Source organism: Streptococcus pseudopneumoniae, assembly GCF_001076775.1.
In the GTDB taxonomy this organism is placed as follows: domain Bacteria; phylum Bacillota; class Bacilli; order Lactobacillales; family Streptococcaceae; genus Streptococcus; species Streptococcus pseudopneumoniae_G.
The window spans coordinates 107,273-127,975 of record NZ_JVGV01000018.1; the positions used below are offsets into that span (position 1 = coordinate 107,273).

The 20,703-nt window shown below is 37.9% G+C and carries 24 protein-coding genes; 18 read left to right on the top strand and 6 right to left on the bottom strand.

Annotation, left to right across the window (positions count from 1 at the left end):
• The first annotated feature begins 21 nt into the window (after positions 1-21).
• The 4 genes from dnaK (at position 22) to dnaJ (ending at position 4,298) form a co-directional block, all read left to right on the top strand.
• Positions 22-1,845, top strand: a complete 1,824-nt coding sequence (dnaK, locus tag ADJ60_RS04830) for a molecular chaperone DnaK (protein WP_049543777.1) — start codon at positions 22-24, stop codon at positions 1,843-1,845.
• Position 1,846: 1 nt separating this feature from the next.
• On the top strand, positions 1,847-2,248 hold the full coding sequence (locus ADJ60_RS04835) for a hypothetical protein (protein WP_000114425.1): 402 nt from the start codon (positions 1,847-1,849) through the stop codon (positions 2,246-2,248).
• Between the two features lie 79 nt (positions 2,249-2,327).
• Positions 2,328-2,960 (top strand): DJ-1/PfpI family protein, encoded by a 633-nt coding sequence (locus ADJ60_RS04840; protein WP_000756346.1) that lies wholly within the window; start codon positions 2,328-2,330, stop codon positions 2,958-2,960.
• Between the two features lie 198 nt (positions 2,961-3,158).
• The gene (gene dnaJ / locus ADJ60_RS04845) at positions 3,159-4,298 is read left to right on the top strand and encodes a molecular chaperone DnaJ (protein WP_023947128.1); all 1,140 of its coding nucleotides are present in this window, start codon (positions 3,159-3,161) and stop codon (positions 4,296-4,298) included.
• A gap of 447 nt (positions 4,299-4,745) precedes the next feature.
• On the opposite strand, the gene ADJ60_RS04850 is transcribed toward dnaJ, so the two are convergent.
• Together ADJ60_RS04850 and ADJ60_RS04855 are read right to left on the bottom strand one after the other, a co-directional pair.
• Positions 4,746-5,033, bottom strand: coding sequence for a hypothetical protein (locus ADJ60_RS04850; protein ID WP_049543780.1), 288 nt, complete (start codon positions 5,031-5,033; stop codon positions 4,746-4,748).
• A 9-nt stretch (positions 5,034-5,042) separates the two neighbouring features.
• A complete protein-coding gene (locus tag ADJ60_RS04855) occupies positions 5,043-5,453 on the bottom strand; it encodes an HIT family protein (protein WP_049543782.1) in 411 nt (136 codons plus the stop codon).
• A 67-nt stretch (positions 5,454-5,520) separates the two neighbouring features.
• On the opposite strand from ADJ60_RS04855, the gene ADJ60_RS04860 reads away from it, so the two are divergent.
• Entirely contained in the window at positions 5,521-6,252 is a 732-nt protein-coding gene (locus ADJ60_RS04860; RefSeq protein ID WP_049543784.1) for an ABC transporter ATP-binding protein, read from the top strand.
• Positions 6,249-7,298, top strand: coding sequence for an ABC transporter permease (locus tag ADJ60_RS04865; RefSeq protein ID WP_049543786.1), 1,050 nt, complete (start codon positions 6,249-6,251; stop codon positions 7,296-7,298). Before ADJ60_RS04860 ends, ADJ60_RS04865 begins: the two co-directional genes overlap by 4 nt.
• A gap of 62 nt (positions 7,299-7,360) precedes the next feature.
• Here ADJ60_RS04865 and ADJ60_RS04870 read toward each other — a convergent pair whose 3' ends face one another.
• A complete protein-coding gene (locus tag ADJ60_RS04870; RefSeq protein ID WP_000132585.1) occupies positions 7,361-7,690 on the bottom strand; it encodes a hypothetical protein in 330 nt (109 codons plus the stop codon).
• Between the two features lie 276 nt (positions 7,691-7,966).
• On the opposite strand from ADJ60_RS04870, the gene ADJ60_RS04875 reads away from it, so the two are divergent.
• The 3 genes from ADJ60_RS04875 to ADJ60_RS04885 are packed head-to-tail and all read left to right on the top strand — an operon-like array spanning position 7,967 to position 10,401.
• A complete protein-coding gene (locus ADJ60_RS04875) occupies positions 7,967-8,305 on the top strand; it encodes a LytTR family DNA-binding domain-containing protein (RefSeq protein WP_049543788.1) in 339 nt (112 codons plus the stop codon).
• Between the two features lie 4 nt (positions 8,306-8,309).
• Positions 8,310-9,047 carry a response regulator transcription factor gene (locus ADJ60_RS04880; RefSeq protein ID WP_049543790.1) on the top strand — a complete coding sequence of 246 codons (738 nt, stop codon included), beginning with the start codon at positions 8,310-8,312 and terminating at the stop codon, positions 9,045-9,047.
• 13 nt (positions 9,048-9,060) lie between these two features.
• Positions 9,061-10,401, top strand: a complete 1,341-nt coding sequence (locus ADJ60_RS04885) for a sensor histidine kinase (protein WP_049543791.1) — start codon at positions 9,061-9,063, stop codon at positions 10,399-10,401.
• A 300-nt stretch (positions 10,402-10,701) separates the two neighbouring features.
• Here ADJ60_RS04885 and blpC read toward each other — a convergent pair whose 3' ends face one another.
• The 3 genes from blpC to blpA are packed head-to-tail and all read right to left on the bottom strand — an operon-like array spanning position 10,702 to position 14,442.
• Positions 10,702-10,860 carry a quorum-sensing system pheromone BlpC gene (blpC, locus tag ADJ60_RS11050; protein WP_078141630.1) on the bottom strand — a complete coding sequence of 53 codons (159 nt, stop codon included), beginning with the start codon at positions 10,858-10,860 and terminating at the stop codon, positions 10,702-10,704.
• A 56-nt stretch (positions 10,861-10,916) separates the two neighbouring features.
• The gene (locus ADJ60_RS04890) at positions 10,917-12,278 is read right to left on the bottom strand and encodes a bacteriocin secretion accessory protein (RefSeq protein WP_049543793.1); all 1,362 of its coding nucleotides are present in this window, start codon (positions 12,276-12,278) and stop codon (positions 10,917-10,919) included.
• Between the two features lie 10 nt (positions 12,279-12,288).
• Positions 12,289-14,442 (bottom strand): peptide cleavage/export ABC transporter BlpA, encoded by a 2,154-nt coding sequence (gene blpA / locus ADJ60_RS04895; protein WP_049543795.1) that lies wholly within the window; start codon positions 14,440-14,442, stop codon positions 12,289-12,291.
• A gap of 281 nt (positions 14,443-14,723) precedes the next feature.
• On the opposite strand from blpA, the gene ADJ60_RS04900 reads away from it, so the two are divergent.
• The 9 genes from ADJ60_RS04900 to ADJ60_RS04960 all read left to right on the top strand — a co-directional run bounded on the left by ADJ60_RS04900 (position 14,724) and on the right by ADJ60_RS04960 (position 20,702).
• Entirely contained in the window at positions 14,724-14,954 is a 231-nt protein-coding gene (locus ADJ60_RS04900; RefSeq protein ID WP_049543796.1) for a bacteriocin class II family protein, read from the top strand.
• A 582-nt stretch (positions 14,955-15,536) separates the two neighbouring features.
• Positions 15,537-16,574 (top strand): thioredoxin domain-containing protein, encoded by a 1,038-nt coding sequence (locus ADJ60_RS04910; protein WP_049543798.1) that lies wholly within the window; start codon positions 15,537-15,539, stop codon positions 16,572-16,574.
• A gap of 245 nt (positions 16,575-16,819) precedes the next feature.
• Positions 16,820-17,068, top strand: coding sequence for a Blp family class II bacteriocin (locus ADJ60_RS04915; protein WP_033684777.1), 249 nt, complete (start codon positions 16,820-16,822; stop codon positions 17,066-17,068).
• 15 nt (positions 17,069-17,083) lie between these two features.
• Complete coding sequence (locus ADJ60_RS04920) at positions 17,084-17,293, top strand: Blp family class II bacteriocin (protein WP_033684778.1); 210 nt, start codon at positions 17,084-17,086, stop codon at positions 17,291-17,293.
• Between the two features lie 596 nt (positions 17,294-17,889).
• On the top strand, positions 17,890-18,183 hold the full coding sequence (locus ADJ60_RS04930; RefSeq protein WP_033684780.1) for a hypothetical protein: 294 nt from the start codon (positions 17,890-17,892) through the stop codon (positions 18,181-18,183).
• 958 nt (positions 18,184-19,141) lie between these two features.
• The gene (locus ADJ60_RS11735; RefSeq protein ID WP_004269601.1) at positions 19,142-19,261 is read left to right on the top strand and encodes a PncF family bacteriocin immunity protein; all 120 of its coding nucleotides are present in this window, start codon (positions 19,142-19,144) and stop codon (positions 19,259-19,261) included.
• A gap of 453 nt (positions 19,262-19,714) precedes the next feature.
• A complete protein-coding gene (locus tag ADJ60_RS04950) occupies positions 19,715-20,119 on the top strand; it encodes a hypothetical protein (RefSeq protein ID WP_049543800.1) in 405 nt (134 codons plus the stop codon).
• Positions 20,120-20,139: 20 nt separating this feature from the next.
• Positions 20,140-20,367: a ComC/BlpC family leader-containing pheromone/bacteriocin gene (locus ADJ60_RS04955; RefSeq protein WP_049543802.1), complete on the top strand. Its 228-nt coding sequence runs from the start codon at positions 20,140-20,142 to the stop codon at positions 20,365-20,367.
• A gap of 14 nt (positions 20,368-20,381) precedes the next feature.
• Positions 20,382-20,702 carry a hypothetical protein gene (locus ADJ60_RS04960; RefSeq protein ID WP_000645118.1) on the top strand — a complete coding sequence of 107 codons (321 nt, stop codon included), beginning with the start codon at positions 20,382-20,384 and terminating at the stop codon, positions 20,700-20,702.
• Position 20,703: the final 1 nt, after the last annotated feature.

Here is a 20,703-nt window from a genome sequence, read left to right on the forward strand (position 1 = left end):
AACTAACAAGGAGAAAAACACATGTCTAAAATTATCGGTATTGACTTAGGTACAACAAACTCAGCAGTAGCAGTTCTTGAAGGAACTGAAAGCAAAATCATCGCAAACCCAGAAGGAAACCGCACAACTCCATCTGTAGTATCATTCAAAAACGGAGAAATCATCGTTGGTGATGCTGCAAAACGTCAAGCAGTCACAAACCCAGATACAGTTATCTCTATCAAATCTAAGATGGGAACTTCTGAAAAAGTTTCTGCTAATGGAAAAGAATACACTCCACAAGAAATTTCAGCTATGATTCTTCAATACTTGAAAGGCTACGCTGAAGACTACCTTGGTGAAAAAGTAACTAAAGCAGTTATCACAGTTCCAGCTTACTTTAACGATGCTCAACGTCAAGCAACAAAAGACGCTGGTAAAATCGCTGGTCTTGAAGTAGAACGTATCGTCAACGAACCAACTGCAGCCGCTCTTGCTTACGGTTTGGACAAGACTGATAAAGAAGAAAAAATCTTAGTATTTGACCTTGGTGGTGGTACATTCGACGTCTCTATCCTTGAATTGGGTGACGGTGTCTTCGACGTATTGTCAACTGCAGGGGACAACAAACTTGGTGGTGACGACTTTGACCAAAAAATCATCGACCACTTGGTAGCAGAATTCAAGAAAGAAAACGGTATTGACTTGTCTACTGACAAGATGGCAATGCAACGTTTGAAAGATGCAGCTGAAAAAGCGAAGAAAGACCTTTCTGGTGTAACTTCAACACAAATCAGCTTGCCATTTATCACTGCAGGTGAGGCTGGACCTCTTCACTTGGAAATGACTTTGACTCGTGCGAAATTTGATGATTTGACTCGTGACCTTGTAGAACGTACAAAAGTTCCAGTTCGTCAAGCCCTTTCAGATGCAGGTTTGAGCTTGTCAGAAATCGATGAAGTTATCCTTGTTGGTGGGTCAACTCGTATCCCAGCCGTTGTAGAAGCTGTTAAAGCTGAAACTGGTAAAGAACCAAACAAATCAGTAAACCCTGACGAAGTAGTTGCTATGGGTGCTGCCATCCAAGGTGGTGTGATTACTGGTGATGTCAAAGACGTTGTCCTTCTTGACGTAACACCATTGTCACTTGGTATCGAAACAATGGGTGGTGTCTTCACAAAACTTATCGATCGCAACACTACTATTCCAACATCTAAATCACAAGTCTTCTCAACTGCAGCAGACAACCAACCAGCCGTTGATATCCACGTTCTTCAAGGTGAACGCCCAATGGCAGCAGATAACAAGACTCTTGGACGTTTCCAATTGACAGATATCCCAGCTGCACCTCGTGGAATTCCTCAAATCGAAGTAACATTTGACATCGACAAGAATGGTATCGTTTCTGTTAAGGCTAAAGACCTTGGAACTCAAAAAGAACAAACTATTGTCATCCAATCTAACTCAGGTTTGACAGATGAAGAAATCGACCGCATGATGAAAGATGCAGAAGCTAACGCTGAAGCAGATAAGAAACGTAAAGAAGAAGTTGACCTTCGTAACGAAGTAGACCAAGCAATCTTTGCGACTGAAAAGACAATCAAGGAAACTGAAGGCAAAGGCTTCGACGCAGAACGTGACGCTGCCCAAGCTGCCCTTGATGACCTTAAGAAAGCTCAAGAAGACAACAACTTGGACGACATGAAAGCAAAACTTGAAGCATTGAACGAAAAAGCTCAAGGACTTGCTGTTAAACTCTACGAACAAGCCGCAGCAGCCCAACAAGCTCAAGCAGGAGCAGAAAGCGCACAAGCAACAGGAAACGCAGGCGATGACGTCGTAGACGGAGAGTTTACGGAGAAGTAAGATGAGTGTATTGGATGAAGAGTATCTAAAAAATACACGAAAAGTTTATAATGATTTTTGTAATAAAGCTGATAGTTATGAATCTGCAAAAGATTTTATAGATAATATTCCAGTAGTGTATTTGGCTAGGTATAAAGCAATTATTTTAGCTGAGCATGAAAGTTGTGTTAAAAATGATGAGGCGGTAAGGAATTTTGTTACTTCAGTATTGTTGTCAGCGCTAGTATCAGCACTAGTATCAGCAACCATACAAAAACCAGAATTTATAATATCGTTTATAATTGGCATGGTTTGGGTTGTCTGTGTTTTCCTTCTAATCTATTGGAATTTTATAGCCAATACTAAGAAGAGACAAAAATATATAAATGTTTGTGTGCTTATTGGATATTTAAAATCAAAATAAATTTGATTTAAGTTACTTCACTCATCCACAGAGGTTGCAATCCAGCCTCTGTTTTTCGATAAAATAGAGGATGTTGCGTATGAAAAAAGTACTTTGTATCATTTATCCTAATTTTTCTCTTTATGAGATAACCACTTTAACGAGTACTTTAGCTCTGTCTTTTGATATCACGATTGATTATGTCGCTTCTGAGAATTCGATGGTAGTCTCTGAGGATGGTTTGCCCTGTCAACCGACGAAAACATTGGATCAGCTCTGTATAGAAGATTATTCTTGTGTAATTTTGCCAGGAATGGTCAATATAGGTCCTGCTCTACAAGATGAGAAATTGATTTCGTTTTTGAGAAGTCTTAATGAGCAAGATATCCTAATTGCAGCCATTTCTTCAGCGCCCATTTTACTAGCGAAAGCTGGCTTGTTGAACGACACGAAATTTACAGGTGGAATTTGGCAAAACTTCTTTGATTATTTTGAATTTCTTCCACGTAAGAATTTTCAACCGAAAGTTCTTGTCCAAGATAAACAAATCATTACGGCTATCGGTTTTGCACATCAAGAGTTTGCAAGAAAAGTGATTTTCGGTTTAGGGTTGGCAGAGAATACGGACAACTATTTTAAAGAACAGAACGAGTATGCTGAAGAGGATTTGATATTTACTCTATCAGATGAAGAGTTTAATCAAGTGAAGCAGAGTATAGAAAACAGCCTCTAAAGATTTACATGAAAATTATAGAAAGGAACAAAGGTGTTCAGGGAATTGAACACGGGTTCCCAAATTTCTTACTCAATATAAAAGAAAGGAATTGAACCCGACCTAAATTCTCGGAAAAAAGATAAATCTGTCTAGGAGCATCGCTCCAGCGTCAGATTTCTTATTTTTCAGTCGAATTTTACGGTCTTGGTATCTTGTATGAACAATACTGAATTTTATGATCGTCTGGGGGTGTCAAAAAACGCTTCGGCAGACGAGATCAAAAAGGCTTATCGTAAGCTTTCGAAAAAATACCACCCAGATATCAACAAGGAGCCTGGCGCTGAGGAAAAGTATAAGGAAGTTCAAGAAGCCTATGAGACTTTGAGTGACGACCAAAAACGGGCGGCCTATGACCAATATGGTGCTGCGGGTGCCAATGGTGGCTTTGGAGGCTTCGGTGGTGGAGCTGGCGGTTTCAACGGAGCAGGTGGCTTCGGTGGTTTTGAGGACATTTTCTCAAGTTTCTTCGGCGGAGGCGGTGCTTCACGCAATCCAAACGCTCCTCGTCAAGGGGATGATCTCCAGTATCGTGTGAACTTGACCTTTGAAGAAGCTATTTTTGGAGCTGAAAAAGAAGTTAAGTACAATCGTGAAGCAAGCTGTCGTACATGTAATGGCTCTGGTGCTAAGCCAGGAACAAGTCCAGTCACTTGTGGACGCTGTCATGGCTCTGGTGTCATTAACGTCGATACACAGACTCCGCTTGGTATGATGCGTCGCCAAGTAACCTGTGATGTCTGTCATGGTCGCGGAAAAGAAATTAAAGATCCATGTACAACTTGTCATGGAACAGGGCATGAAAAACAAGCCCATAGCGTACATGTCAAAATCCCTGCCGGTGTGGAAACAGGTCAACAAATTCGCCTAGCGGGTCAAGGTGAGGCTGGCTTTAATGGTGGACCTTACGGTGACTTGTATGTAGTGGTTTCTGTGGAAGCCAGCGACAAGTTTGAACGTGAAGGAACCACTATCTTCTACAATCTCAACCTCAACTTTGTCCAAGCAGCTCTTGGTGATACAGTTGATATCCCAACTGTTCACGGTGATGTTGAATTGGTTATCCCAGAGGGCACTCAGACTGGTAAGAAATTCCGTCTACGTGGTAAAGGAGCTCCGAGTCTTCGTGGCGGTGCAGTTGGTGACCAATACGTTACCGTTAATGTCGTTACTCCGACAGGCTTGAACGACCGCCAAAAAGAAGCCTTGAAAGAATTCGCAGCTGCAGGTGATTTAAAAGTCAATCCAAAGAAAAAAGGCTTCTTTGACCATATAAAAGATGCCTTTGAAGGAGAATAAAGTAAAAAAGAGCCGTCGGGCTCTTTTTAAGTGTAAACAAGCCATATCCCATATCCCGTCAATTATACATCACAATTTAGACAACGCATTCACCATTTCATAACTAATACTCTTCGAAAATCTCTTCAAACCGCGTCAACGTCGCCTTGCCGTATATATGTGACTGACTTCGTCAGTCTTATCTACAACCTCAAAACAGTGTTTTGAGTAACCTGCGACTAGTTTCCTAGTTTGCTTTTTGATTTTCATTGAGTATAAATCAAATAATTTCCCAGACTTTCCGCCGTAATGAAAACACCTGCAACAGTTTGATTTCAGGTGTTCGGAAACTTTGAGACCTAGGCTCAAAGTTTAGGTATGGAACTTCGAAGAAGGTCGCTACCGTCCGTCGTTACTTAAGGAAAGTCTTAAAAAATCTATAAACTAAAAAGAGCCGTCGGGCTCTTTTTACTTACCTTCGATTTCCTGTGTTTCTTTAATCACAGCTAGTCTAGTCTGGATATCTTTTTCCAAGACTTTAAATTTGTAAGTCAGGTCTTCTTGGTATTCCTTGATGAGTTCTTTTTGCTGGTCGATGATTTGCAGGCTATTTTGGATAATATCTACATCGTCCTTGATAGCTTGAACGCGGTCAGTGGTATTCAAGACTTCATCTGTGATGGTTTGGCGATTTTTTGTGACCAGATAGCTTCCGGCTGCAGCTCCTGCAAATAGCAGTAGGTTGGATAATTTCATAGCAACTCCTTAGGCGTTTTTGATGGTTTCAGCGACTTGAGCAAGTTTGTCAAAGTCTGGTTCGTGGGCGATAAAATCAATCTTGAGGTCATCGTCCGCACTGTAGCGAGGCACGAGGTGAATGTGGGTATGAAAGACGGTTTGCCCTGCGATTTCTTCACAGTTGGTAATGATATTCATACCAGTAGCCTTGGTAGCTTTCATGACTTTTTGAGCCACTGTTGGAACTTGGGCAAAGAGTTGGCTGGCGCTAGTAGCGTCCATTTCCAAAAGATTACGATAGTGTTCTTTTGGAACGACCAAGGTGTGTCCTGGTGTCACTTGAGAGATATCAAGAAAGGCAAGAACCTGCTCATCTTCATATACTTTTGAAGCAGGAATTTCCCCTGCGATGATTTTACAAAAAATGCAATCTGACATAAAATCTACCTCTACTGTATTGAATTTTGATATAATATAGCTACATTATACCAGATTTGGAGAAAATATGTTAGAAATTAAAAACCTGACAGGTGGCTATGTTCATGTCCCTGTCTTGAAAGATGTGTCCTTTACTGTTGAAAGTGGGCAGTTAGTTGGTTTGATTGGTCTCAATGGTGCTGGTAAATCGACGACTATTAATGAGATTATCGGTCTGTTGACACCTTATAGTGGTTCCATCAATATCAATGGCTTGACCCTGCAAGAAGATGCAACGAGCTACCGCAAGCAAATTGGCTACATTCCTGAGACACCTAGCTTGTATGAGGAATTGACCCTCAGAGAGCATATCGAAACGGTTGCCATGGCTTATGGTATTGAGCAGAAAGTAGCTTTTGATCGAGTAGAACCTTTGTTAAAAATGTTCCGTTTGGACCAGAAATTAGATTGGTTCCCTGTTCATTTTTCAAAAGGGATGAAGCAGAAGGTCATGATTATCTGTGCTTTTGTGGTGGATCCGAGTCTCTTCATCGTGGATGAGCCTTTCCTTGGTCTCGATCCGCTGGCTATTGCGGACTTGATTCAGCTTTTGGAAGTGGAAAAGCAAAAAGGCAAGTCTATTCTCATGAGTACCCACGTGCTGGATTCGGCTGAGAAGATGTGTGATGCCTTTGTCATTCTCCACAAGGGGGAAGTGCGTGCCAAGGGAAATCTGGCGCAACTGCGCGAAGCCTTTAACATGCCTGAGGCCAGTTTGAATGATATTTACTTGGCTCTGACCAAAGAGGAGGAGATATGAAAGACTTGTTTTTAAAGAGAAAGCAGGCTTTTCGTAAGGAGTGTCTTGGTTATCTGCGCTATGTTCTCAATGACCACTTTGTCTTGTTCCTGCTTGTTCTGCTGGGCTTTCTAGCCTACCAGTACAGTCAACTCTTACAAGATTTTCCTGAAAATCATTGGCCTATCCTTTTATTTGTAGGAATTACGTCTGTTTTACTTTTGCTTTGGGGTGGAATTGCCACTTATATGGAGGCTCCAGACAAGCTCTTTCTCTTGGTTGGAGAAGAGGAAATCAAGCTCCACCTCAAGCGTCAAACGGGCATTTCCCTAGTCTTTTGGCTCTTTATCCAGACCCTTTTCTTGCTGTTATTTGCGCCCTTATTTTTAGCCATGGGTTATGGCTTGCCTGTCTTCCTAATCTATGTGCTTTTGTTTGGGTTAGGTAAATATTTCCTCTTTCGTCAAAAGGCCAGCAAATTTTTCACTGAAACTGGACTGGACTGGGACTATGTCATTTCTCAAGAAAGCAAGCGTAAGCAAATCTTACTTCGTTTCTTTGCCCTCTTTACGCAGGTCAAGGGAATTTCAAACAGCGTCAAGCGTCGTGCCTATCTGGACTTTATCCTAAAGGCTGTTCAGAAGGTGCCTGGAAAGATTTGGCAAAATCTCTATCTGCGTTCTTATCTGCGAAATGGAGACCTCTTTGCCCTCAGTCTCCGTCTGCTCTTGCTTTCCTTGCTGGCGCAGGTCTTTATCGAGCAAGCTTGGATTGCGACAGCAGTGGTGGTTCTCTTTAACTACCTCTTGCTCTTCCAGTTGCTGGCTCTCTATCACGCCTTTGACTACCAGTATTTGACTCAACTTTTTCCACTGGACAAGGGGCAAAAGGAAAAAGGCTTGCAGGCGGTTGTCCGAGGATTGACCAGTTTTGTTTTACTTGTGGAATTAGTTGTCGGCCTTGTGACCTTCCAAGAAAAACTAGCCCTTCTAGCCTTACTGGGAGCTGGTTTGGTTTTACTAGTCTTGTACTTACCTTATCAGGTAAAACGTCAGATGCAGGACTAAAACTTGCTTATATGATACTAAAAAAGAAGTTGAGTTCAATCTAGCTCAGCTTCTTTTATTTTCTACAAGAGAATGGTTGGTCCGTAGAGACTCAACTTGGTCTTGACTTGGTCAAAGTGGAAACGGTCATAGGCCCGCCAAGCAGCGCGAGTAGGAGCATCTGGATCAAGAGCGCTGAGTCCCATGAGAAGACTGGAAGTCTGGTAGAATTTTTCCAGTTCAATCAAGACTCGATTATCCACTGTCTCAGCCTTGGCTAAAAAACCAAGAATAGAGTTTAATTGCTCCTGAAAGCGGACGTCGTCAGCGGTTGCCTGTTTGCATGCTTGATAGGCTTTGTTTAAGTCAGTTATCAAAGTCTGAGCTCTTTTGATAGGGTCTGTATCTGTCATGAGAATTCCTCCTCTAATCTGGGTGCTAGTTTTGATTCTAGCAACTGTGTTTTGATACTGTCATTCTATCACTTTTATCTTCTTTTTCACCATCAAATCTTTAATTGTTCTTGAAATTTCCTGAATGGTACTGTTAAGATTTTATGATAAAATAGTGGTAAGCCCATCATGATGTTGTAGAAAAATAATCCTTTTAGGAGTTTTCAAAGACTGTTTAGGATTTGGTGGGCTTGTGTTAGATTTTTTCTGTTATTCTCTTCTTAGGAGGAGAATCCAATGAAACATATGATTATTCAGACACAGAAAATAGCCTATAAAGTAAACGTCGACGATATCTACTATATCCAAGCACATCCAACTAAAGCCCATACTGTACAGATTGTTACAGAAGAAGCTAGTTTTAATATGGTTCAAAATTTAAGTAATCTTGAGAACCAATATGGAGAAACCTTGATGAGGTGTCATCGAAATTGTTTGGTCAATCTTGATAAAGTAAAATCGATTGATTTTCAAGAAAGAATCCTTTTTCTTGGAGAAGAAGGTCAATACGCTGTCAAGTATGCTAGACGTCGCTATAGAGAAATTCGTCAAAAATGGTTGAAACAAGGAGAGTAAGAAGATGAGAATATTTGTTTTAGAAGATGATTTTTCCCAACAAGCTAGAATTGAAACGACAATTGAGAAACTCTTGAAAGAACATCATATCACTCCCAGCTCTTTTGAGGTCTTTGGCAAGCCAGACCAACTGCTGGCAGAGGTGCATGAGAAGGGGGCGCATCAGCTATTCTTTTTGGATATTGAGATTCGAAATGAGGAGATGAAGGGGCTGGAAGTGGCTAGAAAGATTCGGGATCGGGATCTTTATGCCTTGATAGTCTTTGTGACGACTCACTCAGAGTTTATGCCCCTGTCCTTTCGCTACCAAGTGTCTGCTTTGGACTACATTGATAAGGCTCTTTCGGCAGAGGAGTTTGAATCTCGGATCGAGACAGCCCTCCTCTATGCCAATAGTCAAGACAGTAAGAGTCTAGCGGAAGATTGCTTTTACTTTAAATCAAAATTTGCCCAATTCCAGTATCCTTTTAAAGAGGTTTACTATCTCGAAACGTCTCCCAGACCCCATCATGTCATTCTCTATAGCGAGACAGATAGGTTGGAATTTACAGCGAGTTTGGAGGAGATTCTCAAGCAGGAACCTCGTCTCTTGCAGTGCCATCGCTCTTTTCTCATCAATCCTGCCAATGTGGTGCGTTTGGATAAGAAAGAAAAACTGCTTTTCTTTCCCAATGGTGGTAGCTGTATGATAGCGCGTTATAAGGTCAGGGAAGTGTCTGAGGCTATCAATAACTTGCACTGAGTGAGGTGATGGGATGGAATTAGTTTGGAAGATCGTATATGTGTTTTTGCTATCTGGATTGGAATTGTTTATATTTTTTAAGGTGGATGGAATTGTTCTAACTCTGGAGAGAGTCTTTAAAGCTTTTCTTTTTAAGCTACTTTTAGTAGTTATTTTTGTAACGATTAGCTATATAGTAGGAAATAATTACCTATCTTATTTTGTGGAACCCTTGTACGGCATAGGCTTGTCTTTATTACTGTTAAGAGGACTTCCTAAAAAACTGCTTTTCTTTTATGGTCTCTTTCCAATGATATTGGTGAATCTCTTTTATAGAGGTATTTCTTATTTTGTGCTTCCATTTTTAGGGCAAGGGCATGTGTATGATGACCGCTCTTTTATTTGGTTATGTATAAAAATTTTCATTTGCTTTATTTCTCTAGCCTTTTTGAAATGGTTAGACTATGATTTTACTAGTTTGAGAAAGGAGATTTCCGATAAAGATTTTCAAAAGTCCCTGACTAAGATTAACTGGATAATGGGGGCTTACTATCTAGTGATGCAAAGTCTGTCTTATTTTGAATATGTACAAGGTATACAATCAACGACTGTTCGCCATTTCATTCTGGTATTTTATCTACTCTTTTTTATGGGGGTTATCAAGAAATTAGATACCTATTTGAAGGAAAAACTTCAGGAGAAACTGAACCAAGAGCAGACCTTGCGCTATAGAGATATGGAACGCTATAGTCGGCATATAGAGGAACTTTACAAGGAAGTACGGAGCTTTCGGCATGATTATAGCAACCTCTTGACTAGTTTACGTCTGGGCATTGAAGAGGAGGATATGGAGCAGATAAAAGAGGTTTACGACTCTGTTTTAAAGGATTCCAGTGAAAAATTGCAGGACAACAAATATGACCTGGGCAGATTAGTGAATATTCGTGATAAAGCCCTCAAAAGTCTCCTAGCAGGGAAATTTCTAAAAGCTAGAGATAAGAACATAGTCTTTAATGTCGAAGTTCCTGAGGAGATTCAGGTCGAGGGAATGAGACTGCTTGATTTTCTAACCATTGTGTCTATCCTTTGTGACAATGCTATTGAAGCCAGTGCAGAGGCCAGTCAACCTCACGTTTCAATCGCCTTTTTTAAAAATGGAGCACAGGAGACATTTATCATTGAAAATTCCATCAAAGAAGAGGGCATCGATATTTCTGAAATCTTCTCCTTTGGAGCAAGCTCTAAAGGGGAGGAGAGAGGAGTTGGTCTCTATACCGTCATGAAAATTGTGGAAAGTCATCCTAATACCAGTCTAAATACCGCCTGCAAAAATCAAGTATTTCGTCAGGTTTTAACAATGATATCAATTGAATGATAACAAATAATAGAATCATTGAAAAATCAAATACTAGAATAAATATATTAAAACTCTACAATAAAACTTATAATATAAATGTTTCGAAAAGATTGGTTGTGTATTTTATGATTTTTAAGGTTCTTTTCTACCATTTATTAAGTCAATAAAGGTTTTAAGAAGAAATGAGACTAGACAGTAGCCATCCTGAGGTTACTGTTTTATTTTTTACAACAAAATAGGCTTCATAATATCTATAGGAGATTTACCCACTACAAATATTATAGAGCCAAGTTTTTTATCCAATACCACCTTGGATGATTACATTTGTTGATGATTTCCATACCTATTGGCTTGGTCTGGTATTTTAGATGTTAACATATCTAATATTGAATCTAACCACCATCCTCCACCTGTAATCTGGTTGAGTTCAGTAGTTGTTAGTTCTTGAAATGAAGTTAGGTTTTGATTCTTATCCATGTTATAATTCTCCTTTTTGATAAGATAATAAATAGTTCTAGAGTGTTATCTGAAAATTAATCAGAATGTGTTAAAATTTTATCTTTGAAATAATCAAAATATGTTTTCTTTGCAGTTACACTAGTGACGCGACCTTGTAAGCCGTATTGGATGAGTTTACTATCATTATTAGATAGTTTTGCAAGAGCGGTTAATTTAAAGAGATTTCCTTGCTCTGTTCTGGTAGGAGTTTGATCAATTGTCTGAAGTTGGCCGATAATGGTAATGCCGTGATTTCCAATCTTCTCCAGTTTTAATCTTACAGTTTGTCCTTTATCTAGTAGAGGTAGATAGTCAGAAGATACGTAGTAAGTGATTAGTACTTCTCTTGTATCTGTGATGATAGGGAATATTTGAGCAATTTCTGTACCAGTTGGAATTCTATTTTTACCTTCAAATTCGCTGTTCAGATGAATGATACCTTTATTTGGGGCGGTTAAGGTATTGTTTTCTAAGCGCTGTGTCGCTTGATCTAGCTGTACTTTTAATTCTGTTAATTGATTCTCCACGGTTAGTTGTTGCTGTGAGGCTGTTTGTAAAAACTGAGTGCGGAGTACTTCAATTTTGGTTGCTAAACTATTATCATAAGTTGCTACACTTCCGATACCAGCTTGTTGAATTTTGAGGCTTGCGATAGATGATTCCAGACCTGCAACGCTTTGATTAATTTGAGATAAAAATGGCTCCTCTGCAGTTCCTTGTGTTTGTCCTTGTGAGGCTACAAGATAACGATTCAAAATTGACTGGTGTGGATTGCCAGTTGGTAAGCGAGCCCTTTTATTTATGATAGCATCTCTCAGCTCCTGGTATTCTCCAATTTGTTGTTGAACTTTTGTGATTTCTTGTTCGATGGCTGATGAACTGCTATTGGCAAGATTGGCTTGATTTGAAACCTCAGTGTTAGTCTTTGTGATACCCAGTTCAATATCATGGGATTGTTTAGTAAAATTCATAAAGGTATTATGGTAGCCAAACTCATCCTCGCCAGAAAAAAGATCAGTCGCTGTTTCTAAGCTTTGTTTCAAAATTCCAAGTCCTTCTTTTTGCTTCTCAAGTCTTTGTAATTGAGTTTCTAAGGCAGTTTTCTGACTTTCTTCCATTGTTTCAGAGTATTTGATGAGTAAGTCACCTTTTTCAACTACTTGATTTGCCACTAAATGATTAGCTAGGATAGGATTATCACTTGTTGACTGAATGGATGCAATGACACTTGTAGGGGTGATTTCTCCTTGGGAAGTGACAGTAATTTCTTTTGTGGCAACGAGGGAGAAAATCAAGATGAAAGTAAACAGTAATGAAAGAGGTATGATTAATACTGTCGCATAGTTATGGTAACGTCTCTGATAAAACTCGACGCTTCTAAAAAGATTAGGATTCATGACATTCTCCTTATTTATTGAATAGATGATGGTAGAAGCCTTGCGCCTGCATTAACTCTTGATGACTACCAACTTCAATGATTTTCCCCTGGTCAAGAACAATGACACGGTTGGTTCGTTCGGCTATACTGAGACGATGGGCTACAAAGAGAATGGTTTTATCAGTTAGGGACATAAGATTATCTATAACTTTTTTCTCAGTCAAGACATCAAGACCGCTAGTAGCTTCATCTAGTATTAAAACAGGAGATTTAGTTAAAAGAGCACGAGCGAGGGCTATTCGTTGCTTTTGTCCTCCTGATAGACCAGCTCCATCAGAGAGATGAGTTTGATAGCCCATAGGCATTCTTTCAATGTCTTGACGGATTTCAGCTAATTCACAAGCTTTTAGAATATCTTCTTGGCTAATCATATGATTACCGCCCAAGGTTAAGTTTTCCAAAATAGAGCCATTAAAGATATAGGCTTGTTGGGGTAGGTAATTAATATGACGGCGCAAGACTTTTTTATCAATGTTTTTAATATCCTGATGATTGATGGAAATATGTCCTTTGTAGGGTTCAAAGAAATTGACAATCATTTTGGCTAAAGTTGTTTTACCAGAACCACTAACTCCAACTAGGCTAACCTTATCTCCTTGTTTAATCGTGAGATTAATATCTGTTAAGGTATCTCGTCCAAAACCATACTTATAAGAAAGGTCATCGAATTCAATATCGCCCATCAAAAAATGTGAATGAACAGGGTTTTCTTGAACTTGAAATTCAGATTCGACTAGATAGACTTCGTTCAAACGGTTATTAGCGACCTTCGCAGATTGGAGTTTGGTTTGGAGGTTGATAATATTTTCCATAGGAGTTGTAAAGTAAGAAAGAAGTGTGTTAAAGGTAATCAGCTGACCGATAGAAATTTTACTCGACATGACTAATTGAGCGCCAAACCATAGGATAAGGATATTCAGAACTAATTTTGTTCCCTGCTTTAAACTTGTTTGTAAAATAGAATATTTACTGAGCTTAAAGGATTTTTCTAAATAATCTACAAATTCGCTGTCGATATTTTGATAGCGATTTTCTTCACTCGTGAGCGACTTGATAGTTTCAATCCCGTTGATATCTTCGATAATGGCAGAGCTAACCATAGAATTACTTTGCATGACATCATGGTTCATTTTTTCGAAAGGCTTCATAAAAGAAAAGATGATGAACATGTATATAGGAATAGAAATAAGAGAAAGAAGGAAGAGATTAGGGTTTTGTGCCAGCAAGACTCCCCCTACAAGAATCAGAATAGAAACATCCAGAAAAAGAGAAAGAATGGTAGAAGCCAAGGCATCTATGATAGAGTTAGCATCTGTGAACCGTGAAATGATTTCTCCTGTGCGACGTGTCGCAAAGAAAGACATAGGAAGTTCAAAAATATGGCGAATATAGGATAAAATCACATCAATACTTAATCTCTGACTCAGAACAGTTAGGAGATAATCTCTGGAGAAGCCCATGACTTGTTGGAGGATATAGGTTACAACCAGACCAACTGAGATGATTCCTAAAGTTGATTTCATCTGATTTGGAATGTATTCATCCAAGATTCCTTGGAGATAATAAGAACCACCTATATTGATAATCGTGACCAATAAGCTTGAGAGAACAATGTAAGCAATGAGAGATTTTTGTTTGAAAATCAGAGGAAGGAAGCTTAGTAGACCATTCTTTTTATCTTTATGGGGTTGATAGCTAGGTTTGGGAGCTAGAAAAATAGCTACTCCAGTCCATTCAGAGAAAAAGCGTTCTTTTGACATTTTGGTGATTTTTACAGAAGGGTCAGGATCACCAATAACCAGATAGTCTTTCTTTGTTTGATAGACAACATAGTAATGTTGGAGTTTTCCTTCTTTGTTAACGTGAACGATAAAAGGATAGGGGACATCACTCATATCAAAGAGCGTTTTATCTGCTTGAACAGGTCTTGTTTCAAAGCCCATTTCATCAGCGGCTTTTACAATGCCAAGAGCAGTCGTCCCTTCTTTATTGGTCTTTGCAAGTTCTCTCAAGTGAGCTAGAGAAAAATCTGAACCATAGAATTTAGCAATCGAGGCTAAGGCAGCAACACCGCAGTCTCTAGCATCTATTTGAGGAACAAATGTACGTTTATAAGAAGTCATTGGCAATTCCTTTCATATAGTGGATAGGTCTATTATGACATAAAAACAATTTCGTGCTTTATAAAATCTTGAATAGTCATTGAAACTTCCTGAATGGTAAAAAAGTGATTAGAAATTATCTTTTAAAAAAATTTTAGAGGTGGTTTTAAATAAAAAAGCTAATTTAAGACGGTTCGATGACAATTCAAGATTTGGATGAAAAATTTTAAAAAACAATGATATACTAAACTTGTCAAAGTTGCAACAAGACAAAAATTAAAAATAAAAAAGGAGTATTTGTCATGAATACAAAAATGATGGAACAATTTGAGATTATGGATGCTGATATGCTTACTTGCGTTGAAGGTGGCGGTTGGATAAAATGTGGACTCGGTGTAGTTGGAGGTGCATTGACTGGAGGAGTTGCTGGTAGCGCCGTAGGAACTGTAACGCTACCTATCATTGGTACTGTATCTGGAGCTGCTGTTGGTTTTTGGGGCGGAGCGGCAACTGGTGGTGCTAAATACTGTTAAAAATCGCTCTTCATTACTAAGCTGAATTTAGTTGGAACGGAGTAAATAATTATGAACAAGAAAAAGATAGTTTCGACTATATTATGTATAGTATTTCTTATAGTGTCAGTGGATAATTTTTTTAGAGACTTAACCCCGTTATTGTTTATTTTAAATATTATTGGCCTAACTTGTTTTTTAGTGTTAACATACATTAACATAAAAGACATGATCTTAAATAGAAGTAAATGATGAATTGGTTAGTCCTAGAACCAATCAACTTATGTATATCGGCTTGACAGGTTTTATGTCTATTATTTGTTTGTATAGAAGTATCACAGCAGGAGAATTCTACCAACAATTAATCGCTTATATTGGTGCTATTCTCTGCTTGATTATTATGCTTTTTCTCATTTGGGGATTGAAGTATTATAAAAAGTAGAGCTTAATGAAGTATAAAGGGGTAAGTGTTTTCGAAATACTTACCCCTTTTATAATGAAATTTTTGCAATTCAAGATGTTTCGATGACCATTTAAGATTTAGATGAATTTGTAATCTTAAATAAGGTAAGATAAAAATAACAAATGTAAAGGAGTATTCTTATGAAGAATCAAAAGATAAAATCGCTATTACTTGTACCACTTGTATTTGCATCTATTACTACGGGTGTTGTATATGCAGAAGAACATCCTACTACTTCATCTATCCAGGCGAATGATAGTTCTCTTGTGGCACCAGATTTGCCATCGACTAAGGAAAAGGTGGAGCATAAACCTTCTGTTGTAACCCCAGAAGAGTATGAGAAGAATGTTACGGACTTTAAAAAGATAGATATTGAAGCTGTACGTCACTCTTTTACAGAGGATCAATTGGAACATACTATTTATTTTGGTAGAAAAACTTGCTCTCATTGTCGTCAATTTTCTCCTGAATTGAAAGAATTTAATAACTTGATTGAAAAGAAGTTAGAGTATTATGATTTGGACGGTAAGGATTTTGATGAGGAAGCGAGAGAGTTTCTATTTAAAAAAGTCGGTATTCCAGGAACACCAACAATTTTGTATTTAAAAAATGGACATCCGACATCTGGATGGGTTGGTGGCGGAGCAACTGCACAACAGGTTTATGATTATATGTACTCGAGCAACTCACCTAAGCAAACGGAGACAGTGAAATCTTCTGAGGAAACAGTAACTGAAAGTGTCCGTGATGAGAAAACCAGAGATGACAGCATGAGTATTAGTGATAAAGTTGTAAGCGACAGCAAAGGTATGGGTGATGAAAAAAGAACCGAAATGAAAATATCCAATGATAATCCCAATTCTAATAGCGAAAATAGTGGGAAAGTGGAGAGTATAAACTCAACTTCTAAAGCTAAAACTACTCAATCTGGCAATTTAGCAATGTTAGACAATAAGAATCAATTGGAAACTCCCAAACCTATTTTTGATGTTGCTCAAGAAAATAAAGCTCCTTCAACTGATGTTAAGGGGACTGATTATGTAAGCGAATCTATTACTTCGAATGAAAAATTATTACCGAAAACAGGAGAGGAAGAAAGTTACCAACTGCTTCGGCTAGCTGTCGCGTTTTTTATGGCTTCTATAATGATTAAAGTGAAACAAAAAATTCATAAATAAAAATAGATGGTAAACAGGTGAAATGATACTATTTGTTTGTAATAACATATGGTTAGAATTTGCCTATAGACAAGAGTGAAAGGGCAAGTATGTTTTTAATGCTTGCTTTTTAAATTTTTTAACAATTCAAGACGTTTCGATGACAATTCAAGATTTGGATGAAAAAAATTAATAAACGATGATATACTAAACTTGTCAAAGTTGCAACAAGACAAAAATTAAAAATAAAAAAGGAGGTATTCCTCATGGAAACAAAAACAATGACTCAATTTGATGTTTTGGATACTGAAATGCTGGCTAGCATTGAGGGAGGAACTGATTGGGGAACAGTAGGAAAAGGAGCTGTCTATGGAGCAGGTATCGGAGTTGCTATGTGTGGGGTAGGAGGACTCCTTACTGGTGGTGCCACATGGGCTATGACTGCTGCCTGTGCTTGGGCTGGAGCTAAACTTGGTGGTTCTTTTACTGCAATTGCTGATAATATTTGGTCATAGAAGGGAATAGAAATTATGTTTAATTACAAAATAGTAGATAATCAAGAATTAAGTAATATTTCTGGAGGTGGATTGGGAGGAGATGTACTTGTAGGAGCCTTGTCGGGTGCATTTCAGGCAGGACAATCTTGTATTGCTGGAGGCCCCCAAGCTTACTTTATTTGCGCAGCAGGAGGCGCTATAGTAGGTGGCTTTGTAGCTTATGGATTGAGACCACCAAAATAGTTTTAAAAAGGAATGAGTGTTAATATGTTAAACGAAACTATGATTCAGCTTATACTCATTGCAATTTGTTGTGTGTACATTATTTTTAACACCAAGGCTGATAAAAACCAAAAGAGAGGATATCGTACAGCTTTGTACCTTTTCGTTATGGCTGGTATTATATCCTATATTATGAATTATTTGAACTGGTTAGATTTTTTCTTACTGATAACTCCGATAATGTGCCTATTTAAATTTGAAGATCAATGGAGTTAGCAACATTTGACACTTCAATAGGTTATTAACTATCCTTTGGCTCATTGTCAACTGTAGTGAGTTGAAGAAAAGCTAAGATCAAGAAAGGACGAATTTCATCCTTTCTTTTTTAAGTACGACGGGCATGTCGTATATCTGAGGTGTAAGTCCTCGGTGGACACCTGCTACTGGTGAACCCAATAATGATTCCCAGGCCTGACTATCGTGAGGTAGCGAGGAGAGGAAGGCAGAAAACTAACCACTTTTAGAGGGTTAAATAGTAGTTAATGCATAGGTAAAAAAGCATGGTAAATAGTTAGTATTAGCGGAAGTAGAAAAGTTAAAAATGAAAGGAAATTATCATGAGTAAAAATAGTAGAACAGAAAAAGCTAAAGTAACAGAAAGTGCAGATTTTGGAGCATATTTTTTAATCTTAGCAGTTTTAGCCGTCGGGGCGCTTGCTTATTTTTCAGAAGATTTTGGGACAAGGTGGGCAAAAGTTATAGAAATAGTCGGAGCACCGTTTTCTTTAGGTTTAGGTTTTTTTGCTTTTGATAAAGGTTTTGAACTGCTAAACGATTATAAAAAGAATAAAAGAAAAGAAGACGAAGAGGAAGAAAAAAAACAACACTCAGAACTAAAAAATGTAAAATAAAGGGGTAAAAAATGGCAAGGAGAAAGAAGTCACTTGGAGAAGAATATGGGAAGATGGTGTTATCAAGGACGATAGCAACCTATGAAAAAGCAATCAACGCTGAAAAATAACATTTTCAGATGAAAAGATGGAGGAGCTAGACAACATACTATCTAATGGAATGGGGTTGCTTGATGGAGTACAAGCAACGGTATTCTAACAGGACGAAAATAAAAAAAGGCATTCCTCGTGAATACAAAAACAATGTTTCAATTTTCAGAAGCTAACAGTTAAAGTTTGTCTTTGTCCAGTTTGACTTTTACCATAGTATGTGAGGTATATTAAATGAATAAGAAATCCTTTTTTATCATCTGTTCTACGTTAATCATAGCATCTAATCTTCTCATGATTTCCGTGGTGAACAAGGGAGAAGAAACGGGGAGCAACCTGTTTGTGATTGCTATAGCCTGTGTTTTGCTACCAGCCTTTTTATATGCAGTTGAAAACCGACTGACTTCACTGGTAAGAGTAGAATCAATACTCCTGATTCAGTTGACAGTTATATCCCTACTCCGTCTTATCAACAGAATAGGGAGTACGCCTGAAATCTTCAACATTATTATTACCCTTCTCGTTTTGGCAAGTGGGACAGCTGCTATCCTTGTTGCGATCATGAGAATATATGAGAACATACGGAAGTGAGGGTGAGTAGTTTTCTATTTTGTATTTTCACATTGTCAAGTTTCCCCAGGGCAAGTATGTTTTCCATGCTTGCTTTTTAAATTTTTTACAATTCAAGATGTTTTGATGACCATTTATGATTTGGATGGAAAATTTTAAAAAATAGTAGTATACTAACCTTATTAAGGTTGCAATAGGACGAAAGTAAAAAGAGGTATTCCTCGTGAATGCAAAAACAATGTTACAATTGGCTATTATGCTTGCTTAAAGACTTGAGCTTGTGTACTTGGAGGTAATTATGGATTTCAAAAGTTTTCTTATTGTTTTTGTTGTTGGTATGTTTGTTTCTTTTATTACTTCTTTAATTAGGGAAAAATTTTTAAAATCTCCAAAGAAGAATAAAGATAGATCTAATTAGATAAAAAGATTTTTTATCGCTAGTTTAATCTACAGTGGAGTTTCTTTAATATTGTTTCGCCTGTCAAAATGATATGTGATAGCAGGATAAAAAATCTACAAATTAAGTTGGTATCAATATGGTGTAAAGGGCAAGTATGTTTTTCATGCTTGCTTTTTTTAATTTTTTACAATTCAAGATGTTTTGATGACCATTTATGATTTGAGTGTTCCAAGGATAAAATGAGTGCTATACTAGCAGTGTAAAGGTTGTAGCTAAACTAAGATAAAGCATACATTTAGGAGGAAATTTTATGAAGAAAAAAATACTGATTATTTTCGTTCTATATCTGATCATGTCTACCCTTCTTTATCCGCTTAGGGAGAGTATTTGGTATCATCTATTTTATACCATAGCCTATATGATTGCGGTTGTGATCTATTTTGCTTTAACTAAAAAGAAAGGAGCAAAGAAATGAAAACTTTTCTTGCTAAAAAACGGAACATCTTCCTTATGAGATTGTTCCTAGGTCAGTTGCCCTTGCTTGTCTCTACTTATCTATTTCTATCTCGTCAGTTTTTAAATTTTTCCTTAGTTTTCCAATTTCTCTTAGTGGTTATTAACTTAGCTTCCATTTTGGTCACTGTTTACCTCACTAGGGAGATGAGGATAAGAGAGTTTGAAGATGATGATTTGGTTAGTCCTAGAACCAATCAACTGATGTTCATTGGTTTGACAGGATTTATGTCTATTATCTGTTTGTATAGAGGTATCACAGCAGGAGAATTCTATCAACAATTGATTGCCTATATTGGTGCTATTCTCTGTTTGATAATCATGCTTCTACTCATTTGGGGCTTGAAGTATTATAAAAAGTAGGGGCTAATGAAGTTTTTGTTATGAATACAAAAACGATGTCACAATTTGAAATGATGGATACTGAGATGCTTGCGAAAGTTGAAGGAAGTTTCGGAGGTTGGGGAGATATGGTTGCTGGTTTATTGGGTGGGCTAGCACCTTCTCCAACTTTGGATCAATTAAATGGTAAGTGGCCTATTATACATTTTTCAAAACCATGTGGTCCTTATGGTATAGGGGGAACTCCAAACTCATGTAATGGTATTTAAAAAGGATTGAAGCTATGAAGGCAAAATATGGGAATCAAATTGTTGATGTTTGGGAAATTGGTCAAGCAACTCCTAAACCAAGTTGGGTAGAGGAAGCTTTTCAAAAAAATTATATGGTTTGGTTGGATAATCATGTGCGCATTCTAATGGCAGGTCTTAACACTTCTCTTGCAACTAATATCAAGTTTGGTCTAGTTGGAACAGTTGGAGGAGGATTCGCTGGTTATGGGATGTATGTTCTTGGTTATCCAGGTGATTATATAGATATCACCAATCATAGAGTTGTTTCTGCTAAAACATTTCATAAAAGTTATCAAATTTTAGAAAATGATTAGA

Coding starts and splice junctions, on each gene's coding strand:
- ADJ60_RS04890 (WP_049543793.1), bottom strand. CDS start 12,278: ATGAATCCTAATCTTTTTAGAAGCGTCGAGTTTTATCAGAGACGTTAC.
- ADJ60_RS04840 (WP_000756346.1), top strand. CDS start 2,328: ATGAAAAAAGTACTTTGTATCATTTATCCTAATTTTTCTCTTTATGAG.
- ADJ60_RS04930 (WP_033684780.1), top strand. CDS start 17,890: ATGAGTAAAAATAGTAGAACAGAAAAAGCTAAAGTAACAGAAAGTGCA.
- ADJ60_RS04850 (WP_049543780.1), bottom strand. CDS start 5,033: ATGAAATTATCCAACCTACTGCTATTTGCAGGAGCTGCAGCCGGAAGC.
- ADJ60_RS04900 (WP_049543796.1), top strand. CDS start 14,724: ATGAATACAAAAATGATGGAACAATTTGAGATTATGGATGCTGATATG.
- ADJ60_RS04880 (WP_049543790.1), top strand. CDS start 8,310: ATGAGAATATTTGTTTTAGAAGATGATTTTTCCCAACAAGCTAGAATT.
- dnaJ (WP_023947128.1), top strand. CDS start 3,159: ATGAACAATACTGAATTTTATGATCGTCTGGGGGTGTCAAAAAACGCT.
- ADJ60_RS04960 (WP_000645118.1), top strand. CDS start 20,382: ATGAAGGCAAAATATGGGAATCAAATTGTTGATGTTTGGGAAATTGGT.
- ADJ60_RS04950 (WP_049543800.1), top strand. CDS start 19,715: ATGAAAACTTTTCTTGCTAAAAAACGGAACATCTTCCTTATGAGATTG.
- ADJ60_RS04835 (WP_000114425.1), top strand. CDS start 1,847: ATGAGTGTATTGGATGAAGAGTATCTAAAAAATACACGAAAAGTTTAT.
- ADJ60_RS04915 (WP_033684777.1), top strand. CDS start 16,820: ATGGAAACAAAAACAATGACTCAATTTGATGTTTTGGATACTGAAATG.
- dnaK (WP_049543777.1), top strand. CDS start 22: ATGTCTAAAATTATCGGTATTGACTTAGGTACAACAAACTCAGCAGTA.
- ADJ60_RS04955 (WP_049543802.1), top strand. CDS start 20,140: ATGAATACAAAAACGATGTCACAATTTGAAATGATGGATACTGAGATG.
- ADJ60_RS11735 (WP_004269601.1), top strand. CDS start 19,142: ATGGATTTCAAAAGTTTTCTTATTGTTTTTGTTGTTGGTATGTTTGTT.
- ADJ60_RS04910 (WP_049543798.1), top strand. CDS start 15,537: ATGAAGAATCAAAAGATAAAATCGCTATTACTTGTACCACTTGTATTT.
- ADJ60_RS04920 (WP_033684778.1), top strand. CDS start 17,084: ATGTTTAATTACAAAATAGTAGATAATCAAGAATTAAGTAATATTTCT.
- blpA (WP_049543795.1), bottom strand. CDS start 14,442: ATGACTTCTTATAAACGTACATTTGTTCCTCAAATAGATGCTAGAGAC.
- ADJ60_RS04885 (WP_049543791.1), top strand. CDS start 9,061: ATGGAATTAGTTTGGAAGATCGTATATGTGTTTTTGCTATCTGGATTG.
- ADJ60_RS04875 (WP_049543788.1), top strand. CDS start 7,967: ATGAAACATATGATTATTCAGACACAGAAAATAGCCTATAAAGTAAAC.
- ADJ60_RS04855 (WP_049543782.1), bottom strand. CDS start 5,453: ATGTCAGATTGCATTTTTTGTAAAATCATCGCAGGGGAAATTCCTGCT.
- ADJ60_RS04865 (WP_049543786.1), top strand. CDS start 6,249: ATGAAAGACTTGTTTTTAAAGAGAAAGCAGGCTTTTCGTAAGGAGTGT.
- ADJ60_RS04870 (WP_000132585.1), bottom strand. CDS start 7,690: ATGACAGATACAGACCCTATCAAAAGAGCTCAGACTTTGATAACTGAC.
- blpC (WP_078141630.1), bottom strand. CDS start 10,860: ATGGATAAGAATCAAAACCTAACTTCATTTCAAGAACTAACAACTACT.
- ADJ60_RS04860 (WP_049543784.1), top strand. CDS start 5,521: ATGTTAGAAATTAAAAACCTGACAGGTGGCTATGTTCATGTCCCTGTC.